The sequence below is a fragment of the Streptomyces sp. NPDC057543 genome (assembly GCF_042801895.1).
Classification (GTDB): Bacteria; Actinomycetota; Actinomycetes; order Streptomycetales; family Streptomycetaceae; genus Streptomyces.
The window spans coordinates 1-21,070 of sequence record NZ_JBHVFF010000139.1 but is presented as its reverse complement, the minus strand read 5'-3'; the positions used below and the strand labels follow the sequence as shown (position 1 = coordinate 21,070).

Annotated in this window: 17 protein-coding genes and 1 pseudogene; 9 read left to right on the top strand and 9 right to left on the bottom strand. The window is 68.7% G+C overall.

What is annotated here, in order from left to right; genetic code table 11:
* Nucleotides 1–145: 145 nt before the first annotated feature.
* Nucleotides 146–604: pseudogene (locus ACFU8Q_RS22840) on the top strand (serine protease); the annotation flags it as partial.
* A 272-nt stretch (nucleotides 605–876) separates the two neighbouring features.
* Entirely contained in the window at nucleotides 877–1,830 is a 954-nt protein-coding gene (locus tag ACFU8Q_RS22835; protein ID WP_384456867.1) for a bifunctional riboflavin kinase/FAD synthetase, read from the top strand.
* Nucleotides 1,831–1,919: 89 nt separating this feature from the next.
* Here the strand turns inward: ACFU8Q_RS22835 and ACFU8Q_RS22830 are convergent, their stop codons facing one another.
* The 9 genes from ACFU8Q_RS22830 to eccE all read right to left on the bottom strand — a co-directional run bounded on the left by ACFU8Q_RS22830 (nucleotide 1,920) and on the right by eccE (nucleotide 13,553).
* A complete protein-coding gene (locus tag ACFU8Q_RS22830; protein ID WP_384456865.1) occupies nucleotides 1,920–2,915 on the bottom strand; it encodes an oligopeptide/dipeptide ABC transporter ATP-binding protein in 996 nt (331 codons plus the stop codon).
* Nucleotides 2,912–3,940 (bottom strand): ABC transporter ATP-binding protein, encoded by a 1,029-nt coding sequence (locus tag ACFU8Q_RS22825; protein ID WP_384456863.1) that lies wholly within the window; start codon nucleotides 3,938–3,940, stop codon nucleotides 2,912–2,914. The genes ACFU8Q_RS22830 and ACFU8Q_RS22825 overlap by 4 nt, the downstream gene beginning before the upstream one ends.
* The gene (locus ACFU8Q_RS22820; protein ID WP_384456861.1) at nucleotides 3,937–4,857 is read right to left on the bottom strand and encodes an ABC transporter permease; all 921 of its coding nucleotides are present in this window, start codon (nucleotides 4,855–4,857) and stop codon (nucleotides 3,937–3,939) included. Before ACFU8Q_RS22820 ends, ACFU8Q_RS22825 begins: the two co-directional genes overlap by 4 nt.
* Nucleotides 4,858–4,868: 11 nt before the next feature.
* Nucleotides 4,869–5,951 (bottom strand): ABC transporter permease, encoded by a 1,083-nt coding sequence (locus ACFU8Q_RS22815; protein WP_384456859.1) that lies wholly within the window; start codon nucleotides 5,949–5,951, stop codon nucleotides 4,869–4,871.
* A 92-nt stretch (nucleotides 5,952–6,043) separates the two neighbouring features.
* On the bottom strand, nucleotides 6,044–7,912 hold the full coding sequence (locus ACFU8Q_RS22810) for an ABC transporter substrate-binding protein (protein WP_384456857.1): 1,869 nt from the start codon (nucleotides 7,910–7,912) through the stop codon (nucleotides 6,044–6,046).
* Between the two features lie 197 nt (nucleotides 7,913–8,109).
* The gene (locus tag ACFU8Q_RS22805) at nucleotides 8,110–10,860 is read right to left on the bottom strand and encodes an SCO5717 family growth-regulating ATPase (RefSeq protein WP_384456855.1); all 2,751 of its coding nucleotides are present in this window, start codon (nucleotides 10,858–10,860) and stop codon (nucleotides 8,110–8,112) included.
* Nucleotides 10,861–11,186: 326 nt separating this feature from the next.
* Nucleotides 11,187–11,420: a DUF397 domain-containing protein gene (locus tag ACFU8Q_RS22800; protein ID WP_384456853.1), complete on the bottom strand. Its 234-nt coding sequence runs from the start codon at nucleotides 11,418–11,420 to the stop codon at nucleotides 11,187–11,189.
* An 85-nt stretch (nucleotides 11,421–11,505) separates the two neighbouring features.
* The gene (locus tag ACFU8Q_RS22795; protein WP_384456851.1) at nucleotides 11,506–12,216 is read right to left on the bottom strand and encodes a hypothetical protein; all 711 of its coding nucleotides are present in this window, start codon (nucleotides 12,214–12,216) and stop codon (nucleotides 11,506–11,508) included.
* Nucleotides 12,213–13,553: a type VII secretion protein EccE gene (gene eccE, locus ACFU8Q_RS22790; RefSeq protein WP_384456849.1), complete on the bottom strand. Its 1,341-nt coding sequence runs from the start codon at nucleotides 13,551–13,553 to the stop codon at nucleotides 12,213–12,215. Before eccE ends, ACFU8Q_RS22795 begins: the two co-directional genes overlap by 4 nt.
* A gap of 182 nt (nucleotides 13,554–13,735) precedes the next feature.
* On the opposite strand from eccE, the gene eccB reads away from it, so the two are divergent.
* The 7 genes from eccB to ACFU8Q_RS22755 all read left to right on the top strand — a co-directional run bounded on the left by eccB (nucleotide 13,736) and on the right by ACFU8Q_RS22755 (nucleotide 20,971).
* Nucleotides 13,736–15,268: a type VII secretion protein EccB gene (gene eccB / locus ACFU8Q_RS22785; protein ID WP_384456847.1), complete on the top strand. Its 1,533-nt coding sequence runs from the start codon at nucleotides 13,736–13,738 to the stop codon at nucleotides 15,266–15,268.
* A 13-nt stretch (nucleotides 15,269–15,281) separates the two neighbouring features.
* A complete protein-coding gene (gene mycP / locus ACFU8Q_RS22780) occupies nucleotides 15,282–16,538 on the top strand; it encodes a type VII secretion-associated serine protease mycosin (protein ID WP_384456845.1) in 1,257 nt (418 codons plus the stop codon).
* A gap of 176 nt (nucleotides 16,539–16,714) precedes the next feature.
* The gene (locus ACFU8Q_RS22775) at nucleotides 16,715–17,185 is read left to right on the top strand and encodes a hypothetical protein (RefSeq protein WP_384456843.1); all 471 of its coding nucleotides are present in this window, start codon (nucleotides 16,715–16,717) and stop codon (nucleotides 17,183–17,185) included.
* Entirely contained in the window at nucleotides 17,185–18,879 is a 1,695-nt protein-coding gene (locus tag ACFU8Q_RS22770) for a hypothetical protein (protein ID WP_384456841.1), read from the top strand. Before ACFU8Q_RS22775 ends, ACFU8Q_RS22770 begins: the two co-directional genes overlap by 1 nt.
* A gap of 25 nt (nucleotides 18,880–18,904) precedes the next feature.
* A complete protein-coding gene (locus tag ACFU8Q_RS22765; RefSeq protein WP_384456839.1) occupies nucleotides 18,905–20,164 on the top strand; it encodes a S8 family serine peptidase in 1,260 nt (419 codons plus the stop codon).
* Nucleotides 20,165–20,243: 79 nt separating this feature from the next.
* Complete coding sequence (locus tag ACFU8Q_RS22760) at nucleotides 20,244–20,603, top strand: WXG100 family type VII secretion target (RefSeq protein WP_384456837.1); 360 nt, start codon at nucleotides 20,244–20,246, stop codon at nucleotides 20,601–20,603.
* A gap of 68 nt (nucleotides 20,604–20,671) precedes the next feature.
* Nucleotides 20,672–20,971: a WXG100 family type VII secretion target gene (locus ACFU8Q_RS22755; protein ID WP_384456835.1), complete on the top strand. Its 300-nt coding sequence runs from the start codon at nucleotides 20,672–20,674 to the stop codon at nucleotides 20,969–20,971.
* The last annotated feature ends 99 nt before the right edge of the window (nucleotides 20,972–21,070 follow it).

The window sequence follows — 21,070 nt, the reverse complement described above, 5'->3', positions numbered from 1 at the left end:
CTCCACGATCCCCCACCGGTTTCTGTCCACCGGACGCCATGTATTCACCCCAATGGGCAGGCGCTCGGAGTGACTCAGGGGTGCATTCGGGGGCGCTTTTACTCCGATTGGTACGTGCTGATCACCGCCGACCTGACGTCGGACCATGGGAAGCGGGGGCCGGGCAGCACTGGTACGGGTCTGCGATCCGGCCGGCCGGCAGCGGGGGACCGGATTCGTCGCCGCGACCGGGGCGCGGTGGTGACCAGTCACGAAGCGGTCGACGGTCACACCCGGCTCGTCCTGTGCTTGAACGGGCGATCGCAGCTGCTGCGTCGAGGACGCCGATGTCACCGCGCTGCCCGGCTTCGGCCTCGCACTGCTGCGCACCGGTGGGCTCTGCGCGCTCGGCGTGGAGCCGATGCCGATCGCATCCGCGGGACCGGATCGACGCCGGTACGTATGTGAGGATCGCCGCCCACGGCCGGCGCGAGGGGCGCGTGCTCGGCACGGCCCCGGTGACGTACACCGCGAACGGCCGCCCCATCGGATCGCCGCGGCGATGGAGCTCGCGCCGGGTACGGACAGCCGGGACGCGCTGCTGCTCGGTGTAGCGGCCGTGGGCGCTCGTCCCCGCCGACGGCCCGCGCTGCGGCGACCCCCGCGGTGACCGGGACAGCGGTAGCGGCGAGCGGTTTCTGGATGTTGTCGCGCGGCGGCTCGTCGACGTCCCGCAGGAGTGGGTGGTGCTCGTCGGCCCGAGACCGCGGCGGACGGTGGAGTCGCCGGCGAGCCGGAAAGCGATGCCGATGCAGGCCGCGGGGCGTGAGCATGGCAGTCTTAGACCTGCGTAACAAGCAATTACACGTATACGGGTTCGGGCGAGGAGCGGTCACAGTGCAGCGCTGGCGTGGCTTGGAGGACATCCCCGAGGGCTGGGGACGCAGCGTCGTCACCATCGGTTCCTACGACGGGGTGCACCGCGGGCACCAGCTGATCATCGGGCGGGCCGTGGAGCGGGCTCGCGAGCTGGGCGTACCGTCGGTCGTGGTGACCTTCGACCCCCACCCCAGCGAGGTCGTACGGCCCGGCAGCCACCCGCCGCTGCTCGCCCCGCACCACCGGCGCGCCGAGCTGATGGCGGAACTGGACGTGGACGCGGTGCTGATCCTGCCGTTCACCACCGAGTTCTCCAAGCTGGCACCCGCCGACTTCATCGTGAAGGTCCTCGTCGACAAGCTGCACGCGCAGCTGGTCATCGAGGGTCCGAACTTCCGGTTCGGGCACAGGGCGGCCGGGAACGTGCAGCTGCTCACCGAGTTCGGCGAGACCTACGACTACGGCGTCGAGGTCGTCGACCTGTATGTGAGCGGCGAGGCGGGCGGCGGCGAGCCGTTCTCCTCGACCCTCACCCGACGTTTGGTCGCCGAGGGCGATGTCGCGGGCGCCGCCGAGATCCTGGGCCATCCGCACCGGGTCGAGGGCGTCGTGGTGCGCGGCGCACAGCGCGGTCGCGACATGGGCTTCCCCACGGCCAACGTGGAGACCCTGCCGCACACCGCGATCCCCGCCGACGGCGTCTACGCGGGCTGGCTCAATGTGAACGACGAGGCGATGCCCGCCGCGATCTCCGTCGGCACGAACCCGCAGTTCGACGGCACCGAGCGGACCGTGGAGGCGTACGCGATCGACCGCGTCGACCTCGACCTGTACGGGCTGCACGTCTCGGTGGACTTCCTCGCGTACGTACGCGGGATGCTGAAGTTCGACTCGATCGACGATCTGCTCGTGGCGATGGCCGCCGATGTGAAGCGGTGCAGCGAGCTGGTCGCCGCGTACGAGCGCGGCTGACTCGCTCCTCGTACACGGCCGGGGCCGGGACCGTCGAGAACGGTCCCGGCCGTGACAGGGCGCCCACGGGACGGGCCCCCGCCCTCGCGTTACGCCCGCGCCGTCGCGGCCGCGTTCGCCCAGTGGCACGCCACCTGGGTCTGCCCGCCGCCCGCGAGCACCGGCAGATCCTTCGTACGGCACGCGTCCGCGACGCCCGCCCGCTCCGCCTCGCCCGAGGCCAGCACCTGGCAGCGGGCGTGGAACCGGCACCCGGACGGCACCCTGGACGGGTCCGGCGGCTCGCCGGTCAGAATCACCGGATCGCCCCCGGCCTCCGGGAGCACCGACAACAGGGCCTGGGTGTACGGGTGTTGTGGGGCGGTCAGGATCTGCTCCACCTCGCCCGTCTCCACGATACGGCCGAGGTACATCACCGCGACCCGGTCCGCGATGTTCCACGCCAGCCCGAGGTCGTGCGTGACCACCAGCGCGGACAGGCCCAGCTCGTCCCGCAGTCGCAGCAGCAGGGCCAGGATCTCGCCGCGGACCGAAGCGTCCAGTGAGGCCACCGGCTCGTCGGCCACGATGAGTTCCGGCTCCAGGACGAGCGCGCCCGCGATCACGACCCGCTGGCGCTGACCGCCCGACAGCTCGTGCGGATAGCGCAGGAAGAACCGCTCCGGGGGCCGCAGCCCCGCCCGTGCCAGCGCCTCGGCCACCGCTGTCCGCTCGTCGCCCGCGTAGCCGTGGATCCGCAGGCCCTCGGCGACGGCGTCGTACACCGTGTGCCTCGGGTTGAGCGAACCGCTGGGGTCCTGGAGCACCAGCTGGACCCGCTTGCGGTACGCCTTCAGCGCCCGGCTCGCGTAGTCGAGCGGCTGCCCGTCGAAGGTCACCCGCCCGGACGTCGGCGGGACCAGACCCAGCAGCGAACGCGCCAGCGTCGTCTTGCCGCAGCCCGACTCGCCGACCAGCGCGACGATCTCGCCGGGCCGGATGTCCAGGTCGACGCTGTCCACGGCCCGCGCCGGGTCGGCTCCGCGCCGGCCGGGGAAGGTGACCTTCAGCCCCTCGGCGCTGAGCAGGGGAGTAGTGGTGGTCATGATGTGCTCCTTGCTTCCTCGGCACCCGGCAGGGCCGGGGCCGCGGCGGCCCCCGGCTCCACCAGCACACAGGCCGCCCGCCGCTCCGGCCCCGCCTCGCGCAGCACCTGGTCCTGCGTCGTGCAGGAGTCCAGGGCCACCGGACACCGCGGATGGAACGTACAGCCGCCAGGCAGCGCCGACGGGTCCGGCGGGTCGCCGGGCAGCCCGCGGGGCGCGAACCGGGAGGCCGGGTCGCCGATGCGCGGAAAGGCGCCGGACAGGGCCTTGCCGTACGGGTGGTGCGCGTTCTCGTAGACCTCGGACGCCGGGCCCTCCTCCACGACCCGGCCCGCGTACATCACCGCGAGCCGGTCACAGGTGTCCGAGAGCACCGCGAGGTCATGGCTGATCATGATCAGGCCGAGGTCCTGCTCGGACACCAGCTGCTCGATCAGCCGCAGGATCTGGGCCTGGATCATCACGTCGAGGGCCGTGGTCGGCTCGTCCGCGATGATCAGCCCCGGATCGCAGGCGAGCGCCATCGCGATCATCACGCGCTGTCGCTGTCCGCCGGAGAGCTCGTGCGGATAGGCGTTCGCGCGGGCGGCCGGGAGTCCCACCTGCTCCAGGAGTTCGCCGGCCTTCTTCGCGGCCGCCCCCTGCGTCGCCTTGCGGTGCAGCAGGATCGGCTCGGCGATCTGGTCGCCGATGCGGTGCACCGCGTTGAGCGAGTGCATCGCGCCCTGGAACACGATCGACGCCCCTGCCCATCGCACTGCCCTGACCTGGCCCCACTTCATGGCTAGGACATCCTCGCCGTTCAGCAGGATCTCGCCGGAGACCTTCGCCCCGGCGGGCAGCAGCCGCAGCAGCGCGAGCGCCAGCGTCGACTTCCCGCAGCCCGACTCACCGGCGATGCCGAGCTTCTGCCCCGCGTCGACGCTGAGGTTCACCCCGCGGACGGCCTGCGCTCCACCCGCGTACGTCACCGTGAGGTCCCGTACGTCGAGAAGCGGCGTCTTACGGATGCTCGTCGTACTCAACGGGCCACCCCCAGCTTGGGATTGAGGACGGACTCGATGGCGCGGCCGCACAGCGTGAACGCCAGGGCCACCACGGCGATGGCGATGCCGGGCGGTGCCAGGTACCACCAGTCGCCCGCGCTCACCGCGCCCGCCTCGCGGGCGTCCTGGAGCATGCCGCCCCAGGAGGTGGTGGTCGGGTCGCTCAGGCCGAGGAACGCCAGGGTGGCCTCGGTGAGGATCGCGCTGGAGATCACCAGCGTGGTCTGCGCGAGGACCAGCGGCATCACGTTCGGCAGGACGTGCCGGACCATGACGTGTCCGTGGCCGCCGCCCAGGGCGCGGGCGCGCTCGATGTACGGGCGGGACTCCACGGCGAGGGTCTGGGCGCGGACCAGCCGGGCCGTGGTCGGCCAGGTCGTGACGCCGATCGCGATGATGACCGTCCACATCGAGCGGTCCATCACGGTGGCGAGCGCGATCGCGAGGACCAGGGTCGGCATCACCAGGAACCAGTCGGTGATCCGCATCAGGACCGTCGAGTACCAGCCGTGGAAGTGCCCCGCGACGATGCCGACGACCGTGCCGATGGCGACGCACAGGAACGCGGCGAGCAGGCCCACCGTCAACGAGACACGGGTGCCCCAGACCAGCAGGGCCAGCACGCTGCGTCCGAACTGATCGGTGCCGAGCGGGAATTCACCGCTGGGAGTCTCCAGGGCCCCGCCGGGCGCGTCGGTGACGCTCTGCGAATCGGCGCCGACGAGCTGCGGCGCGAACAGAGCGATCAGCGCGATCAGGACGAGGGCCCCCAGACCCCACAATCCGCTCCTGTGCTTGCGGAACTCCCGCCAGAACCGGGCGGCGGACTGCCGCTTGCGGGCGCGGGCGAGCGCGCGCGGGTTCTCGGCCGCCTCGGCCTTCGTGGGCGTGGGCATGGATTCGGTCGTCATCGGCCCACCCGGGGATCGAGCAGCGGATAGAGCACATCGGCAAGGGTGTTCGCCAGGATCACCGCGGTGGCGAAGACGAAGAACAGCCCTTGCACGAGGGGAAGATCGGGCACGCTGAGCGCCTGGTAGAAGAGACCGCCGAGGCCGGGCCAGGAGAACACCGTCTCGACCAGGATCTGCCCGGCGACCACATGCCCCAGGTTCACGAACATCAGCGTGAACGTCGGCAGCATCGCGTTCGGCACGGCGTGCTTGCGGCGTACGACATCGTCCCGCAACCCCTTCGCGCGGGCCGTCGTCAGATAGTCGCTGCCCATCTCGTCCAGCAGTGAGGAGCGCATCACCAGAAGCGTCTGCGCGTACCCGACCGCGACCAGCGTGATCACCGGGAGGACCAGGTGATGCGCCACATCGAGGATGTACGCGAATCCGTTCTCGCCGCCCGATTGCATTCCGCCGGTCGGGAACATCCCGGGGATCGGTCCGATGCCCACCGAGAAGACGATGATCAGGAGCAGGCCCAGCCAGAACGACGGCACCGAGTAGAGCGTCAGCGCGAAAGCGGTGTTGAAGCGGTCGCTCGTGGAGCCGTTGCGCCACGCGGTACGGGTGCCGAGCCAGATGCCGAGCGCGGTGTACAGGACGTACGACGTGCCGGTGAGGAGCAGGGTCGCGGGGAGCGCCTCGGTGATCTTGTCGATGACGGGCGCGTGGAACTGGAACGAAGTGCCGAAGTCGCCCGTGAGGGCGTCGCCGACGTAGCTGGTGAACTGCCGCCACATCGGCTGGTCGAGACCGAACTGGTGACGCAACGACTGGAGTTGTTCGGCGGAGACGGGACGGCCGCCCGTCATCTGCTTCACCGGGTCGCTGGGAATGAGCCGGAAGAGGAAGAAGCTGGTGACCAGGACCGCGAACAGGGAGACGGCCGCTCCCACGATCTTGGCCGCCACGTACTGGAGGTAGGCCTTGGTGTTACGCGCCCGTGGGCCGCGGGCGGCCGCCGGGCCGGCCTGAGCCGGACCTTCGGTGTCCGCATCCGCGATCTGCACGAGCGCCGGAGTGCTTTCAGCTGTCATGGGGAACTCTCGTTACTCGTGCTGCACTTAGAGGGAACCGGCGGGGCGGCTGCACGCCGCCCCGGCCGGCCCCTCTCAACCCGTCCGCGTGACTACTCGCGGTCGTCCGCGGTGGTGCGGCGGCGCATCGCGATGAACAGTCCGCCACCGGCGAGTACCACGACCACCACGATGATGCCTACGACGACTCCGGTGGAGCCGGACCCGCCGGAGCTGTCCGAACTGCTGCTGCCCGCCGGAACGGCCGACCACCAGCTCCAGTACCCGTCCTGGCCGTAGATGTTGCCCGCCGCCTCGGGCATGGTCTTGATCGACTTGATCTGGTCGGTGCGGTAGGCCTCGACCGCGTTCGGGTACGCGATGATGTTCATGTACCCCGAGTCGTACATCCACGACTGCATCTGCTTGACGATGTCCGCGCGCTTGGCCGGGTCGTACTCGGCCAGTTGCTTCTTGTAGAGCTCGTCGTACGTCTTGTCGCAGATGAAGTTGTCGGTGGTGGCGCTGTCCTTGGCCTTGACGGGCAGCGCGCCGCAGGTGTGGATGCCGAGGACGAAGTCCGGGTCCGGGTTGACCGACCAGCCGTCGAAGGCGAGGTCGTACTCACCGGCGTACCACGGCACCGAGACGTCGTCGAGACAGTCGACCTTGAGGCCGATGCCGAGCTTGCCCCACCACTCCTTGAGGTACTTGCCGATCGCCTTGTCGTTCGGATCCGTGGCGTGGCACAGGATGCGCAGGTCGAGCGGCTTGCCGTCCTTGCCGACGCGCTGGTCGCCCTTGAGCGGGTAGCCCGCCTCGTCGAGGAGCTTGGCGGCCTTGGCCGGGTCGTACGCGAGGCTCTGGTCGGCGGAGGGCTGCCAGAAGTACGTGGAGAAGCGCGGCGGGATGTAGCCCTGGCCCTCGACGGCGTGGCCCTGGAAGACCTTGTCGATGATGGTCTTGCGGTCGATGGACAGGAAGAGGGCCTGGCGAACCTTCTGATCGAGAAGGGCCTTGTTGCCGTCGCCGAACTTCTTGCCGTCCTTGGTCTGAGCGCCCGGGTTGGTGGCCAGCGCGAAGAAGCGGCGGCCCGGACCCTCGTTGACCTTGACGTTCTTCTCGCCCTTGAGGGACGCGGCCTGAGCGGGCGTCAGCGCGGGGGAGCCGGCGACGAAGGAGACCTCGCCCTTGCGCAGCGCGGCGACCGCTGCGTCCTGGTCCTTGTACGTCTTGAAGACCAGCTCGTCGAACTTCGGCGCACCGCGCCAGAAGCTCTTGTTGGCCTTGAGCTTCACGTACTGGTCGACCTTGTAGTCCGTCAGGATGAACGGCCCGTTGCCGACGATCGGGAACTTAGTGTCGTTGTTGAACTTGGAGAAGTCACCGACCTTCTCCCAGACGTGCTTCGGGACTATCGGCACGTCGAGCGCGGCCATGGTGGCCTGCGGCTCCTTGAGCTCGATGACCAGCTGCGTCGGGCTCGGAGCCGTCACCTTCTTGAAGTTCGCGACGAAGTTGCCGTTGGCCTGCGCGGCGCCCTCGTCGGTCATCATCTTGTTGAACGTCCACGCCGCGTCCTCGGCGGTGGCCTGCTGGCCGTCCGACCACTTGGAGTCGGACCGGATGGTGTACGTCCAGGTCAACTTGTCCGCGGACGGCTCCCACTTGGTGGCGAGCGCGGGGATCGCGTGGTTGTCCTTGGGGTCGTAGTTCGTCAGGAAGTCGTACATGAGCCGGCTGACGCTCGTGCTCATCAGCTTCTGAGCGAGGAACGGGCTCAGGGAATCGACGCTCTGTGCGACGGCGACGGTCAGCGTCGACTTGCCGCTGTCGGCGGCCTGCGCCTGCTGCGGCGCGGCACCCAGGGGCACGCCGACGACGGAACCGGCGGTCAGTGCCAGAGCGGCGGCGCCGGAGGCCAGCAGGACACGCAGGCGAGAGCGTGGCTGGGCGGAGGGTGGTGGAACTCTATCGACCATGGTCAGGGACCTCGCGTCATGACTCGCACGGAGAAGGCGGGTTGATCTGTGGTTCGCCAGCTGGTGAAGCGAAGGTTTATCAGCGGTTGTCGAGCCGCGTCAACGGTCATCGAAACGGCGTGTGGTCTGCGGGAATACGCGGAGGGCCCGCACCGTGGAGACGATGCGGGCCCTCATTGGTTCAGACCTCTGTTGCCTTACTGCTGAGGCGCTGGCGGCGGCTGCTGCTGCCAGCCCGCGGGCGGTACGGGGCCCTGCAGTTCGGGCGGGACCGGCTGACCAGGCAGGCCGGGCTGCTGCTGGTGAGGCGGCGGCGGACCGGCCGGGCTCGCCGCGGACTGGGCCTGGGAGGGCAACGACTGCTGCCAGCCGTGCTGTTGCACGCCGGGGCCGGGCTGCGGGGGGTACGGCTGCGGGGGCTGCTGGCCGCCGTACGGCTGTTGCTGCGGCGGGTACGGCTGCTGCGGGGCGTACTGCTGGCCGGGCAGCGGAGGGGCGTACTGCGGGGGCGGATTGGAGCCGTGCGACGTCCAGAGCCCCTGCTGCTGCTGAGCGCGCGCGAAGTCCTCGGCCACCAACGCGGAGAGGTTGAAGTACGCCTCGCGGGTCTTGGGGCGCATCATGTCGAGGTCGACCTCCGCGCCGGCCGCCAGATGCTCGTCGAACGGTACGACGACCACGCCCCGGCAGCGCGTCTCGAAGTGCTGCACGATGTCATCGACCTTGATCATCTTGCCGGTCTCGCGGACGCCCGAGATGACGGTGAGGGAACGCTGCACGAGTTCCGCGTAACCGTGCGCCGAGAGCCAGTCCAGCGTGGTGGACGCACTGGACGCACCGTCGACCGACGGCGTGGAGATGATGATCAACTGGTCGGCGAGGTCCAGCACTCCGCGCATCGCGCTGTAGAGCAGGCCGGTGCCCGAGTCGGTGAGGATGATCGGGTACTGCTTGCCCAGCACATCGATGGCGCGTCGGTAGTCCTCGTCGTTGAACGTCGTGGAGACCGCCGGGTCCACGTCGTTGGCGATGATCTCCAGACCGGAGGGCGCCTGCGAGGTGAAGCGGCGGATGTCCATGTACGAGTTGAGGTACGGGATCGCCTGGACCAGGTCACGGATGGTGGCTCCGGTCTCCCGGCGCACCCGTCGGCCGAGCGTGCCGGCGTCCGGGTTGGCGTCGATGGCGAGGATCTTGTCCTGCCGCTCGGTGGCCAGGGTCGAGCCGAGCGCGGTGGTCGTCGTGGTCTTGCCGACACCGCCCTTGAGGCTGATGACCGCGATCCGGTAGCAGGACAGTACGGGCGTACGGATCAGGTCGAGCTTGCGCTGCCGCTCGGCCTCCTCCTTCTTGCCACCGAGCTTGAAGCGGGCCGCGCCGGACGGCGTACGGCTGCTCTTCGCCTTCTGCTTGCCCCGGACGAGCCGGTCGGAGGAGAGCTCCACCGCCGCCGTGTACCCGAGCGGGGCGCCGGGCACGGAACGCTCGCGCTGGTCGTGGGTGACCGGGGTCGGCCAGGCGGCCCCGGTGCGCGGGTCGACGGGCTGTCCGTGGGGCTGTTGCTGTTGCTGTTGCTGCGGCGCCTGGGGGTGGGAGGGCTGCTGAGGCACGGGCTGCTGCGGGGCGGCCTGCGCGGGCAGATTGGGCGTGCCCTGGACCGGCTGTTGAGGCGCCTGCGGGACCTGCGGGGGGAGGGGTGCGCCCTGCTGCGCGGGCCACTGGGCCTGCTGGGGTGCTTGCGGCTGCGGGAAGCCGTAACCGCCCTGAGGCTGGTGGGGTACCTGCGGCGGCTGGACCACGCCGGCCTGCGGGAAGCCGTAACCGCCCTGAGGCTGGTGGGGTACCTGCGGCGGCTGGACCACGCCGGCCTGTGGGAATCCGTAGCCACCGGGCCCCTGGCCGGTCGGAGCCGGAGCGGGCCACTGCGGCGCCGCCTGGGGTGCCGTGGGCTGCGGTGCGGCGGGCTGGAAGGCGGGCGGCAGCGGCGGCAGCGCGCCCTGCGGCGGCGCCGGGGTCCAGGGGGCCGGTGCGGCGGGCGCCGAGGGGTCCTGCGGTGCGCCGGGAGACGGCGCGTCCTGGGGCACCGCGTCCGCGACGGCGTCCGGGGGCGCGGCGGCCCCCTCCGGCCCGTCCGAGGCACCGCTCGTCAGGTCGCTGCGAGGGGGATCGGCGGGCGCTGCGGCGTCGGCACCGGAATCCGCGGCGGCAGCGCCGTCGGGCTTATCGGCGGGCGGCTTCGCCGGTGCATCCGCGGCCTCCGCGGAAACGGAGCCGGAACCGGAAACGGAACCCGAACCGGGGACCTCGCCCTCGTCCGTACGGTCGTCACCAGCACCAGCACCAGCACCAGCACCAGCACCAGCACCAGCACCAGCACCAGCACCAGCACTAACACCAGCACTTACTCCGGCACTGGCACCTACTCCGGTACCGGCACCGTTTTCCATAGAACCCGAGTCCGTGGCCGAGCCGGCCCCGTCCGCGCTCTTCGCCGCCTCCTCGCGCTCCGCGATCTCCCGCTTCAGCGCGGCGGGCGAGAACCGCATGGTCGCGCCGCTCTCCACATCACCGCCCCCGAACGGGTCCGTCATCCCGTCGGGAGTCACCGCTCCCGCTCCCTCCGCAGGAGTGGGAGCAGGCGCAGGAACGGAGTCACCCGCCGCGGAGTGAACCGGGGCGGGAGCAGGCGGCGCCGGAGCCCAGTTGGGGTCGAAACCGCCCCCGGCCGGCGGCGCGGGTACGGACACCGGCGCCCCGCTGGGCGGCGGAGGCGGCGCGAGGTGCGATCCGGCGCCGCCCGACGAGTCCCCCGGCGCGTTCTGCGTGTACCAGGCCGGCGGGGTGTAGTCGATGGTGAACTCACCCGTCATCTCGGCGGGCTCCGCGTCGGACGACTCGTCGACGGGCTTGTTCCAGCCCCCGCGGATCTCGTCCCGATCGCCGTTCACTTTGCCTCCTGGTGTGGTCGAGCACCCTTGTGCCGTGGTGGGTGGGGGCGACCGTTCCCGTTGTCCGATCCGCCCGGCTCTCCCCCTGGGGACGCGCATCGCCTGCCCGCAGGTTCTTCTGCTGCCCCCGACCCACCCTAATCGTCATCGGGCTCACTGCGGCAGGCCGTACCGCCCGGCAGAAACTGTCCAGTAGGTCACGCACCGCCCTCAAGTGCCCCGAGTACGGCGGAGCACACAGGCCGAAGCGGTCAATTCACTACATATCCAGGCGTGATGAAAGGGTGGCCGCCGTGTTCGGCAGCCACCCTTTCACTTGGCCTTGCCTACGTGAGGTCGAACTCACCGTCCCGTGCGCCCAGTACGAAGGCGTGCCACTCGGCCTCCGTGTACCGCAACACGGTCTCCGGGTCCAGCGACGAGCGCATGGCGACCGCGCCGCCCGGCAGATGCGCGATCTCGACCCGTTCCTCGACGTTCTCGGTCCCCGGTGCGCTCAGCCACTCCACATCCGAGATGTCGAGAGCGTAGAGCTCTTCCTTTTCCTGCTGGGTGCCCATGCCGGCGTCCCTTCGATCGAACCGTGTCGTTCCCCGGCCATCCTCCCTGGAAGCGGCAGGCCCAGGGCTGCGAACGGAACAGTATTCAGTCCATCCGGCGAGCAGTGCCCAGCAGGCCGGTCTCGACATCCGTCGCACTGGTCATCACCCAGTGGCGCTCGCGGCCCGCCACCCAGAGCGTGACACCGTCCGCCAGGGTGGGCAGGGCCTCGCTCTCGGCCCGGGCAAGCCCCAGGATCCGGCCGATCTGGTCCGCCTCGGCGGGCGAGACCCGCTGGATACCCACGAGCGTCGATGCCCGCATCAACCGGGGTGCCACGGGGCTCAAATAGGGCAGCAACGTCAACACCGACTGCCAGGGCGAGGAGACCACCCGGCCACGGGGCGGACGCATTCCACAGTCCCGCACCACCACCACCGGGCTGCCCACGGTCGCTCCGGTCGGCGGAACCCGGCCCACGTCATGGAGGGAGACGCACTCAAGACCGGCACCCGCGGCTTGCGCCAGAGTCGTCCACGCCTGGGTGCGCCCGGTCTCGACCGCCACCCGCGCCCCCGTAGCCGCCGCACGCAGCGCCAGGACCTGCGCGGTCCACAGGCCGCCGATCAACAGGACGTCGTACGGCGCCGGGCGGTGGAACCCGATCATCTGCGGGCGCCCCTCGGCATCGGTGCCGATGATCACGCCGTCGTCACCGACCGGCAACGACAGCGCGCCCAGGTGCTCCGCGGCCAGAGTGTGCCCCGCGTGGCGAGGACCGCGCAGTCCCCGCCTCGGCTCGGTGCGATTCGTCACTGTGCGCCTCCCAGCGGGAGCGTCGCCAGCACGCCCGGCAGCTGCTCGCGGTCCAGCCGCACCAGGCCGACCTTGGCGTGCCGTGCGGCTTGCTCCAATGTCCTTCGTACCCCGACCAGTTCGGTATCGGATCCGCCCGTGATCCGTACGTGTCCGGACACGGACACATCGCCCTGGCGCGAACCGGTTCGCACCGTCAGGCTGAAGGTCGTCGCATACGCGGGGACCGAGGTCAGCAGCGAGACGAGGCGGGGGAGAGGAGTCGCCCCGCGGCCCAACTCGGGCCACCGGTCCACGGCATAGGCGGTGTGCCAACGATCGTCGCACCGCCAGACCCTCGCCGTCTCCATCGTCCGCCGCTGCGGCGTGACATCCGGGCGTCCGGCGCGGGCCGACAGCATGGGATTGGCGCACGCGGACGTTGCCACGGCGGAATGCAGCTCCTCCTGGTCCAGTACCACGGCCCGGAATCCGGCGCCGGTGATCCGGCTCGCCACATGGTCCGCGACCCGAACCAGGCAGCGCTGAGCTCCGCCGATTCCGCCCCCGCGCGCCTCGACCGCCTCCCGGCACAGTTCCGGATCCAGCTTCACAGCCACCCAGGTCATCCGCAGCGCGGGCGCCCCGGTCTGCTCCTGAAGGGGGGCGTAGGAGAGCCGTGCCGCCGACTGCTGCGGCAGATGCTGCGCCGGAGCGGGGCGTACCTGCTGCACGAGCTGCGCGGACTCCAGCACGATGTCGTCCACCGAGAGGGCGTCGCCCAGGAGGGACAGCGGGAGCGCCCGCGCACCGCGCGCCTGGCGGAGCGATTCACCGCTGGCCTCGACCCGTACGACAGCGGTCAGGAACGTGCCGTCCCCGACCATGCCCACCGTGCGACGGTCCCGGTCGATATAGATGTACGGAGCGAAGCCCGGCACACTCTCCGCCACCGGCGCCAGCTGTGGCTCCGCATCTACGGCGGACGCCACGGCCGTTCGTCTGCGGTCGCGGAGGGAGAGCGCCGTCGACAGCCAATCCTGTACGGCGCGGCCCCGACGACGTACCACCGCCAGAAGCACCAGCAGGCAGGCAATCGCGACTGCGGGCACCAGCCAGGGACCGCCGAGTGCGGCACCCACCGCGGCGACCGCAAGGGCCGCCTCGACGAGCACCATTTGCCGCAGGACGGGACCGAGACGACCGGTCCTCGAAATCGACCGCAGAGTCGTCGCCGCAGGGGCGCTCGCCGACGGGGCGGGTGCTGCGCCGGCCGATTCGTTGCCACGTTGCCGTCGGGAAGGGCCGGACGTTCGATGGGTAGTCTGCCCCGTGCGCTCGCGCGTCGCTGCACCCATCGCCGCGTTGCCCCCTCGTATCCGTATGTACCGTTTTTTCACGGGTGTTGACCGGGCGATCACCCTACCTGAGCAGTGACGGTCAAGCCCCAACAGGCATAGTAGGGGGCCCAGTCGACGACAGCGGTCCACGGTGTGTGTGGGAACCTGGTTGCCCACTGGGGAAAAGGGGCAGCGGACAGATGGCATCACGGCGGGACGAACTCAACGCCTACACCTTCGCGAAGCGGAGGTTGATCGCACAGTTCCTCCAACCCAACCCGACCGGTTCGGAGGAGGGCGCACCGCGCCCCCTGCGCGCGGTGGTGCCCAGCGCGATCGTCGGCGTCGTCATCCTCGCGGGGTTCGGAGCCTGGGGGATGTTCAAACCCGTAGCGCCCCAGAAATGGGACACCCCCTACGAGAACGTCATCATCGCCAGCAAATCCACCACGCGCTATGTGGTGTTGAAGACCGATGGCAAGACGCAGCTCCACCCGGTGCTGAACATGTCCTCCGCCAAGCTCCTCCTTGACCCGGACAAGGGCAAGGTCATCAACGTCGACGAATCGGTCCTCGACAACGGCAAGATCCCGCACGGCGCCACGCTCGGCATCCCGTACGCCCCCGACCGGCTGCCGGACAAGGACGAAGCCGGCTCGAAGAAGCGGTGGGCCGTCTGCGAGCGGCCCGGCGAGGGCGGCAGGGCCATCCAGAAGGCGGCGTTCGTCTTCGCGGAGCGCGAGCAGAAGAAGACCGAGGGCGCGGGCCGACTGCACGGCGGTGAGCTGATGTACGTCGAGGGACCGGGGCCGGACAGAACCCGCTACATCGTGGACGCCGCGGGCAAGGCGTACAAGGTGAAGAAGGACGAACTGCTCCTGCGCACCCTGGTCGGCGACCGCCGCGCCCCCCAGCGGGTCTCCGCCGCGTGGCTGGACACCCTGCACACCGGAGACGCGATCGACTTCCCGACCGTCCCTCAGACCCCCGGCGCCGACGCGGGCATCCCGGGGGAGCTGCCGGCCGAGGCGAACAAGGTGGGCATGGTCCTCGCGGCGACATCCGGTACCAGGACCCAGCAGTACGTGGTCCTGCCCGGCCGGGTCGCCCCCGTATCCGACTTCGTCGCCAAGCTCCTGCTCAGCAGCCGGGCCCTGGTCAACCTTGGCCAGGACGGCAAGGAGAGGCATGTCAGCGCCGGAGCGTTCGAGCCCGGCGAGGCCTTCGGGCAGGACATGGACTGGCCCACGAGCGAGCCGAAGCCCGTCAACTCCGCGAGCGCCGCGGCCGGCAGCCGTAACACCGTGTGCAACGTCCTGCGCGGCGTCGCCACGAAGAACGGCGCCAGCACGCTCAGCACGTGGGCGGGCACGAGTTTCCCCGCAACGCTCCCCACCGGCTCCAGCAGCGCCTACGTCACCCCCGGATCCGGACAGCTCTTCCGGCAGTTCAAGGGGTCCAGCGCCGACTCCGGCCCCCTCTTCCTGGTCACCGACACCGGTCTGCGCTATGCCATGCAGTCCAACGGCGACAGCGTGCAGGACGACTCCGGCATCGGTGAATCAGGCACGAAGGAGGAGAGGGCGCAGCGGCAGCAGGAGGCGCAACAAGCGCAGAACCGGCTCGGATACAAGGACGTCGTACCCGCGCCCGTTCCGGCCGCCTGGTCCTCGTTCCTGCCCACGGGACCACGCCTGTCGACCGGCGCGGCCCGCCAGCCGCAGGGTTCCTGAGGAGCGCATCCACATGACGACGCACTCCTCCCGGTACCGGCGTCCGCTGACAGCCGCAGCCGCCACCGCCGTCCTCTTCGTCACGCTGCCGGTACTGCCCGCCGCCGCGGACGACTCCGCCCAGTGCACCTTCCCCTCGAAGAAGTACGCGGGCCGCCCCTGGGCGTTGCAGCGCGTACTGATGGACGAGCTGTGGAAGCAGTCCACCGGCAAGGGGGTACGGGTGGCCGTCATCGACACGGGCGTGGACGTCAAGAACCCTCAGCTCAAGGGGGCCGTGGACACCGCAAGCGGCCGCAATTTCCTGAAGAAGGATCTCAAGGACGAGAACGGCAACAAGATCGAGCGCGGCAAGGAGAACGGCACCACCGACAAGGTCGGTCACGGCACCAAGGTCGCCGGAATCATCGCTGCGCGAGAGGCGAAGGGCACCGGCTTCACCGGCCTGGCTCCGGACGCGACCATCATCCCGATCCAGCAGAACGACGCCGAGGGCCACGGAACGGCCGAAACACTGGCCGAGTCCATCCGCTACGCAGCCGATGTCGCCCACGCGGACGTCATCAACATCTCGCAGGACACGGCCAACGCGGTGAAGCCCACGGGCGTTCTGAAGCAGGCCGTGGACGCCGCCCTGGCCAAGGAGATCGTGATCGTCGCCTCCGCCGGCAACGACGGGCTCGGCGGCAACGTCAAGGAGACCTACCCGGCGTCGTACGAGGGTGTCCTGGCCGTGGCCGCGTCGGACCGCAACAACGAGCGGGCGGCCTTTTCCCAGTCCGGCGAATTCGTGGGCGTGGCCGCCCCCGGCGTGGACATGATCTCGACGGTCCCCGGCGGCGGACACTGCGCCGACAACGGCACCAGCTTCTCGGCCCCGTACGTCGCGGGAGTCGCCGCCCTCATCAAGGCCAAGCACCAGGGCTGGACGCAGAAACAGATCGTCGCCCAGATCCAGCAGACGGCGGAACGCTCGATCGCGGGCCACGACCGTCTGGTGGGCTGGGGCGTCGTCGACCCGGTGCGTGCCCTGACGGAGGACGACAAGCCCATCGAACGCCCGGTGGCGAACGAGGGTGTGAGCAAGGGCGAAGCGCCGACACCGGCTGAACTCCACCTGGGCGAAACGGCGGACGAACGCAACGCACGCCTGGCGACCTACGTGGTGGTGGGCGGGGCAGTGCTGGTCGCCGCGATAGCGGGTGTCGCCGTGGCCGTGCGCGACACCCGACGGCGGTCCAGGCGCCAGGGACGAGCGGGTCATGCCTGACGGGACCGGCAACAAGCAAAGGGTCTGCGGAAGTTACGTGATGGATAAGAGGGTTGGTCCTCTCGTAGCCAGTGGCTAGAGTTTGTGGAATGTGGTCAGGCTTGTTCACGCGGTGCGATAGCAACGGGTGACAGTCTGAGCAAACGGGGAAATGGGGAATCGGGGAGGATGGGATCGTGGCCGATCCAGACGGTAGCGGGGGAGGCTCGGGCGACCTCCGGCGTGGTGTGGGCGCACTGGAGAAGTTCAGGGGGCGTGTCGACACGCTGCTCGCGGAGCTCGAGGATTCAGCAGCCGGTAAGTCGAAGATTGCGGCGCAGACGGTGTCACGCGCTGCCCTGAGTGGCCAGAACGCGTGCTTCGCGGAGGCAGACGGGCTGTACACGCAGTACAACCGCGTCCACGAGTCGCTCGTCTCGCTCTCCAAGTCTCTCGGCGACCAGATCGAGTACTTGAGCCTGGGCGTGCACGCGGCTGCCGTCGGCTTCGACAACGTGGACGACGACGTGCGGCGGCGGTTCTACGAGATCCAGACCCGACTGGACAAGGAGCACGAGAAGGCGCAGGCGGAGAAGGCCGACAAGCCTGAGCAGCCGCGCTCCAACAGCAAGACCGGCTCTGCCTACGACGACCTGGGTGATAGCTGATGAGTGAAGACAAGCAGCCGGAGCTGACCCCCAAGGAACAGCACGCGCAGGACCAGCAACGCGTCCAGGCCCAGCTGATCGTCACTGACGTCAACCGGCAGGTCCAGCACGTCATGGAGTCCTTCGGCTTCGGACGTTCGGGATCATCAGGACGGACTTCGTTCGAGGGCCATGAGCTCAACGCGATGATCGACCTGATCGAGAACTCCAATCCGGAGCACCTCGAAGAGGCGGGTGAGGCGCTTCTGACGGCAAGGTCGGCCATCAACAAGGCCGCGAATGAGTTGAGCGACTTCATCAAGGCTGTCGACTGGGAGGGCGAGTCCGGAATTGCCTTCCGCGACTGGGGCAACGGCCTGGTCGCCCACGCCACGAAGCTGGGCGATTTCGCGGAGGCGGCCGGGACACAGATCACGGTTGCGGGCACGGGTCTCGCATCGGTGCGCAAATCCCTGCCGCCGCGCGACAACCGCCTGGACCGCAAGTCCGTCGAGGACATCGAGGCCCCGAAGCGGATCGATGGCAACCCGGAGTACGCCGCGGCGGTGAAGGTCGAGAAGGACCGCCAGGAGGCCATCAACCAGGCGAACAGGTTGGCTTCGTACTACTCGGTCTCAGCGGAGACACTGGCGGCGCAGGAGCCGCCGCGGTTCGACAAACAGCTTGATGTTGCGATGCCGAAGCCGCACGGTTTCAGGGAAAACGATGGACTCGGCGGATCTTCCACAGGCTCTGAGACATCATTGGGCAGCAGCACACCAAAGGGCCACTCGGAGCGCGTTGCCAGGGCTGATACCGGCACCCCAGGCGTCACCGGCAATCGAGCGGCAATCGAGTCACTCGCAACTGCACCTGCGCCGGACACGAGCACTTCGACGGAGATCGATAGTGTGAAGGCGCCACCGGCCCCCGTGACCCTTCCCGACGCGTCCCCCGCGCCGCCGACTACGAATCCTACGGGCCCGAGTACAGGTCCGAATCCGCCCATGGTGAATGAGTTTGTGAACCCTGTGGCAGGTGGCTCGCGACGTTCCACGCCACCAACCGGGCTGCCCAAAACAATTGGACAGCCCGGAAGGAGCGGCCCAACGAGCAGCGGGCCTACGGCGACTGGGCGCACCGGTGCTCCGGTTGGGCGTCCGGCCCCCATCGGCGGCGGCCCGGGCTCAGGTACGCCTGGACGCCCTGGTGGAGGCGGGAGTCAGCCTCCCGCTGCTGGTCGGAACAGCGTGACTGGTGGCAGACCCATGACAGGTAGTCCTGCAAATACCTCCAAGTCCGCTGGCCCGCGTACTGGGCGCGCCCGGGCCATCGTGGGTGGGACCCCACAGCGCACCGTTCCGGGCACAGACACGTCTGGAGGGACTCGTGGAGTTCCGCGCGGAACGGCTATCGGTGCTGGACAGCGCGGAGTGATCGGAGCCGGCGGAACGAACGCTGCGACTCGACCTGGCGGGCGTGGGACTCCCAGCTCGAAGGGCGTCGTGGGTACGCCTCGTAGTGCTGCCGGATCCAGCCCGGGTGCAAGGGGCTTCACCACTGGGGGCGCGGGCCTCGTACGTGGTCCCGCAGGGCGACGGGACTCCGACAACGAGGACCAGAACGGCAATACCCAGCGCCCTGACTACCTGGCGGAAGACAGAGAGACGTGGGAGGCCGGACGGCGTGGAGCTGCACCACCGGTGATCGAGTAGGTACAGGGAAGGTTCGGAAGTCAGGATGACAGCAGGAATGAGCCAGACCCGGAAGCGCCGTATGTCTGTCGGACTGCGAGGACGTCTGCTTGGCACGATGGCCGTGGTCGTTGCCTGGAGTGCAGGATTTGCGGGGGTTACCCCCTCTGCGGCGGCCGCGGACGTGCAATCGAAGCAGTGGTACCTCAGCGCCATGCGTGCGGAGGAGATGTGGAAGGTCACCACGGGCGAAGGCATCAAGGTTGCTGTCATTGACTCTGGCGTCAACCCATCCACGCCATCACTGAAGGGGCAGGTTCTGAAGGGGTTTGACGCTACTGGTGCCGACGGTGATGAATACGACGACTATCGCGGGCATGGCACAACCATGGCTGAGCTGATCGCCGGAACGGGTAAGGGCGGGGGGCTGCAAGGGCTTGCTCCGGGCGCAAAGATTATCCCGATGCGTATCACTGATACTGAATTTCAGAATGGGCGTTCGGTGAACGCCTATGACACCGGAGATGCTATCCGTGCTGCAGCGGACAGCGATGCGCAAATCATCAGCATGTCGTCTAGTAGTGATTTTTCGGATCAGCGGGAGAAGGAAGCGGCAGAATACGCACAAAGCAAGGGAAAGCTGTTCTTTGCAGCAGTTGGAAACAATGCCAAAGAGGGCAACAAGGAGCAATTTCCGGCTTCTTATCCGCAAGTAGTCGGCGTTGCTGCAACTGACAGTAGCGGCAAGGCTTCCGCATATTCCCAGCACGGGAGCGCTGTAGATATCGCCGCCCCGGGAGACGGGATTCCAAAGTGGTGCGACGCGAAGTTTAAGGGCTACTGCGACTCCAACGGCGGAACCAGCCAAGCCACTGCCATCACGTCAGCTTCCGCTGCCCTGATCTGGTCCCTCCACCCCGACTGGACGGCCAACCAAGTTCTCAACGTCCTCTTCGATACAGCTGGACGAGGAGACTGGGAGAAGGGCACCCTCAGTAACTACCTCGGCCACGGCATCATCCGTCCGGCCGTCAACATCCTCAAGGGCAAGGGCAACCCCGGCGCCCCGGACATCAGCCCTCTCACCAAGGAAAAGACGTCCGGCTCCTCGACCTCCCCCGCTCCGTCTGCACCAGCTTCGTCACAGCCCGAGAACAAAGAAAAGGCTGACGACGCCGTCATGGCAGGCTCCAGCAAGGAGAAGGACGACGGCACTCCACTCGGCCTGATCATCGGCGGAGCCGCAGCAGTCATCGTGCTCGGTGGCGGAGCCTTCGCGCTCGCCCGTAAGCGCCGCACCGCCTGACTGACCATAGGTTCTTCACCCGTACGCACTGGCGAGTGAAGCCGAAGTAATCAAGAGCACCAGAAAGGAAGCCGAAAACATGGCTGATCAGAAGCTCTCAGATGATGCTCTCCTGAAGCTGGAGGGCGAGCTCTCCACGCGATTCGACTCCGTAAAGGGCCAGCTGAAGACGTTGCAGGGGACGATCGACAGCCTGGAAGGCGCGTGGCAGGGCATCGGTGCCGGCGCCTTCAACACGAAGCAGGAGGAAGTCAACCGGAAGATGGTCAGCATTGCCCATCGACTCCTCAGGTTCCAGGAGGCCATGAAGGCGGCCCGGACCATCAAGGGCAACACCGAAGACGAAATCAAGCAGGCCCTCCAGGGTGTCGACGTCGTCGGCGGTTACTCCGGTGACGCTGCGGCGGAGGCCAAGATCTCGAACCTCAACAACTTCTGACCTGCCGTGCCCGTACCACGTACGAGGCAGCCACGCCACACCAAACCTAGCTAACACGGGAGGACCGCATGCCGAACAACGACGGCACACTGGTTGTCACTTACGCGAGTCTCGATCTCGCAGCCGGCGACATCGAGCGGCAGAGCAAGCAGCTCGAAGAGGACCTTGCTTCTATCAAGCGGATGATCGCCAATGTGTCTCAACTCTGGGTGGGCGAAGCCAAGACCGCCTATGACGAGGCGCAGCAAGGTTGGGACAATGACGCCAGGGCGATTCACAACGCCCTGAGTGACATCTCCCGAAAGGTGCGCGACGCCGGCACTGCTTACCATGCCGGCGACAAGCGGGCGAGGGCCAACTTCGAGTAAGGCCTGGTAGAACACGGTCAGGGTGGGCACGCGCGGGAGGTGCCCACCCTGAGCTGTGTCCCGACCATCGGGCCGAGCACAGCACAGCGCCCCTGCCGC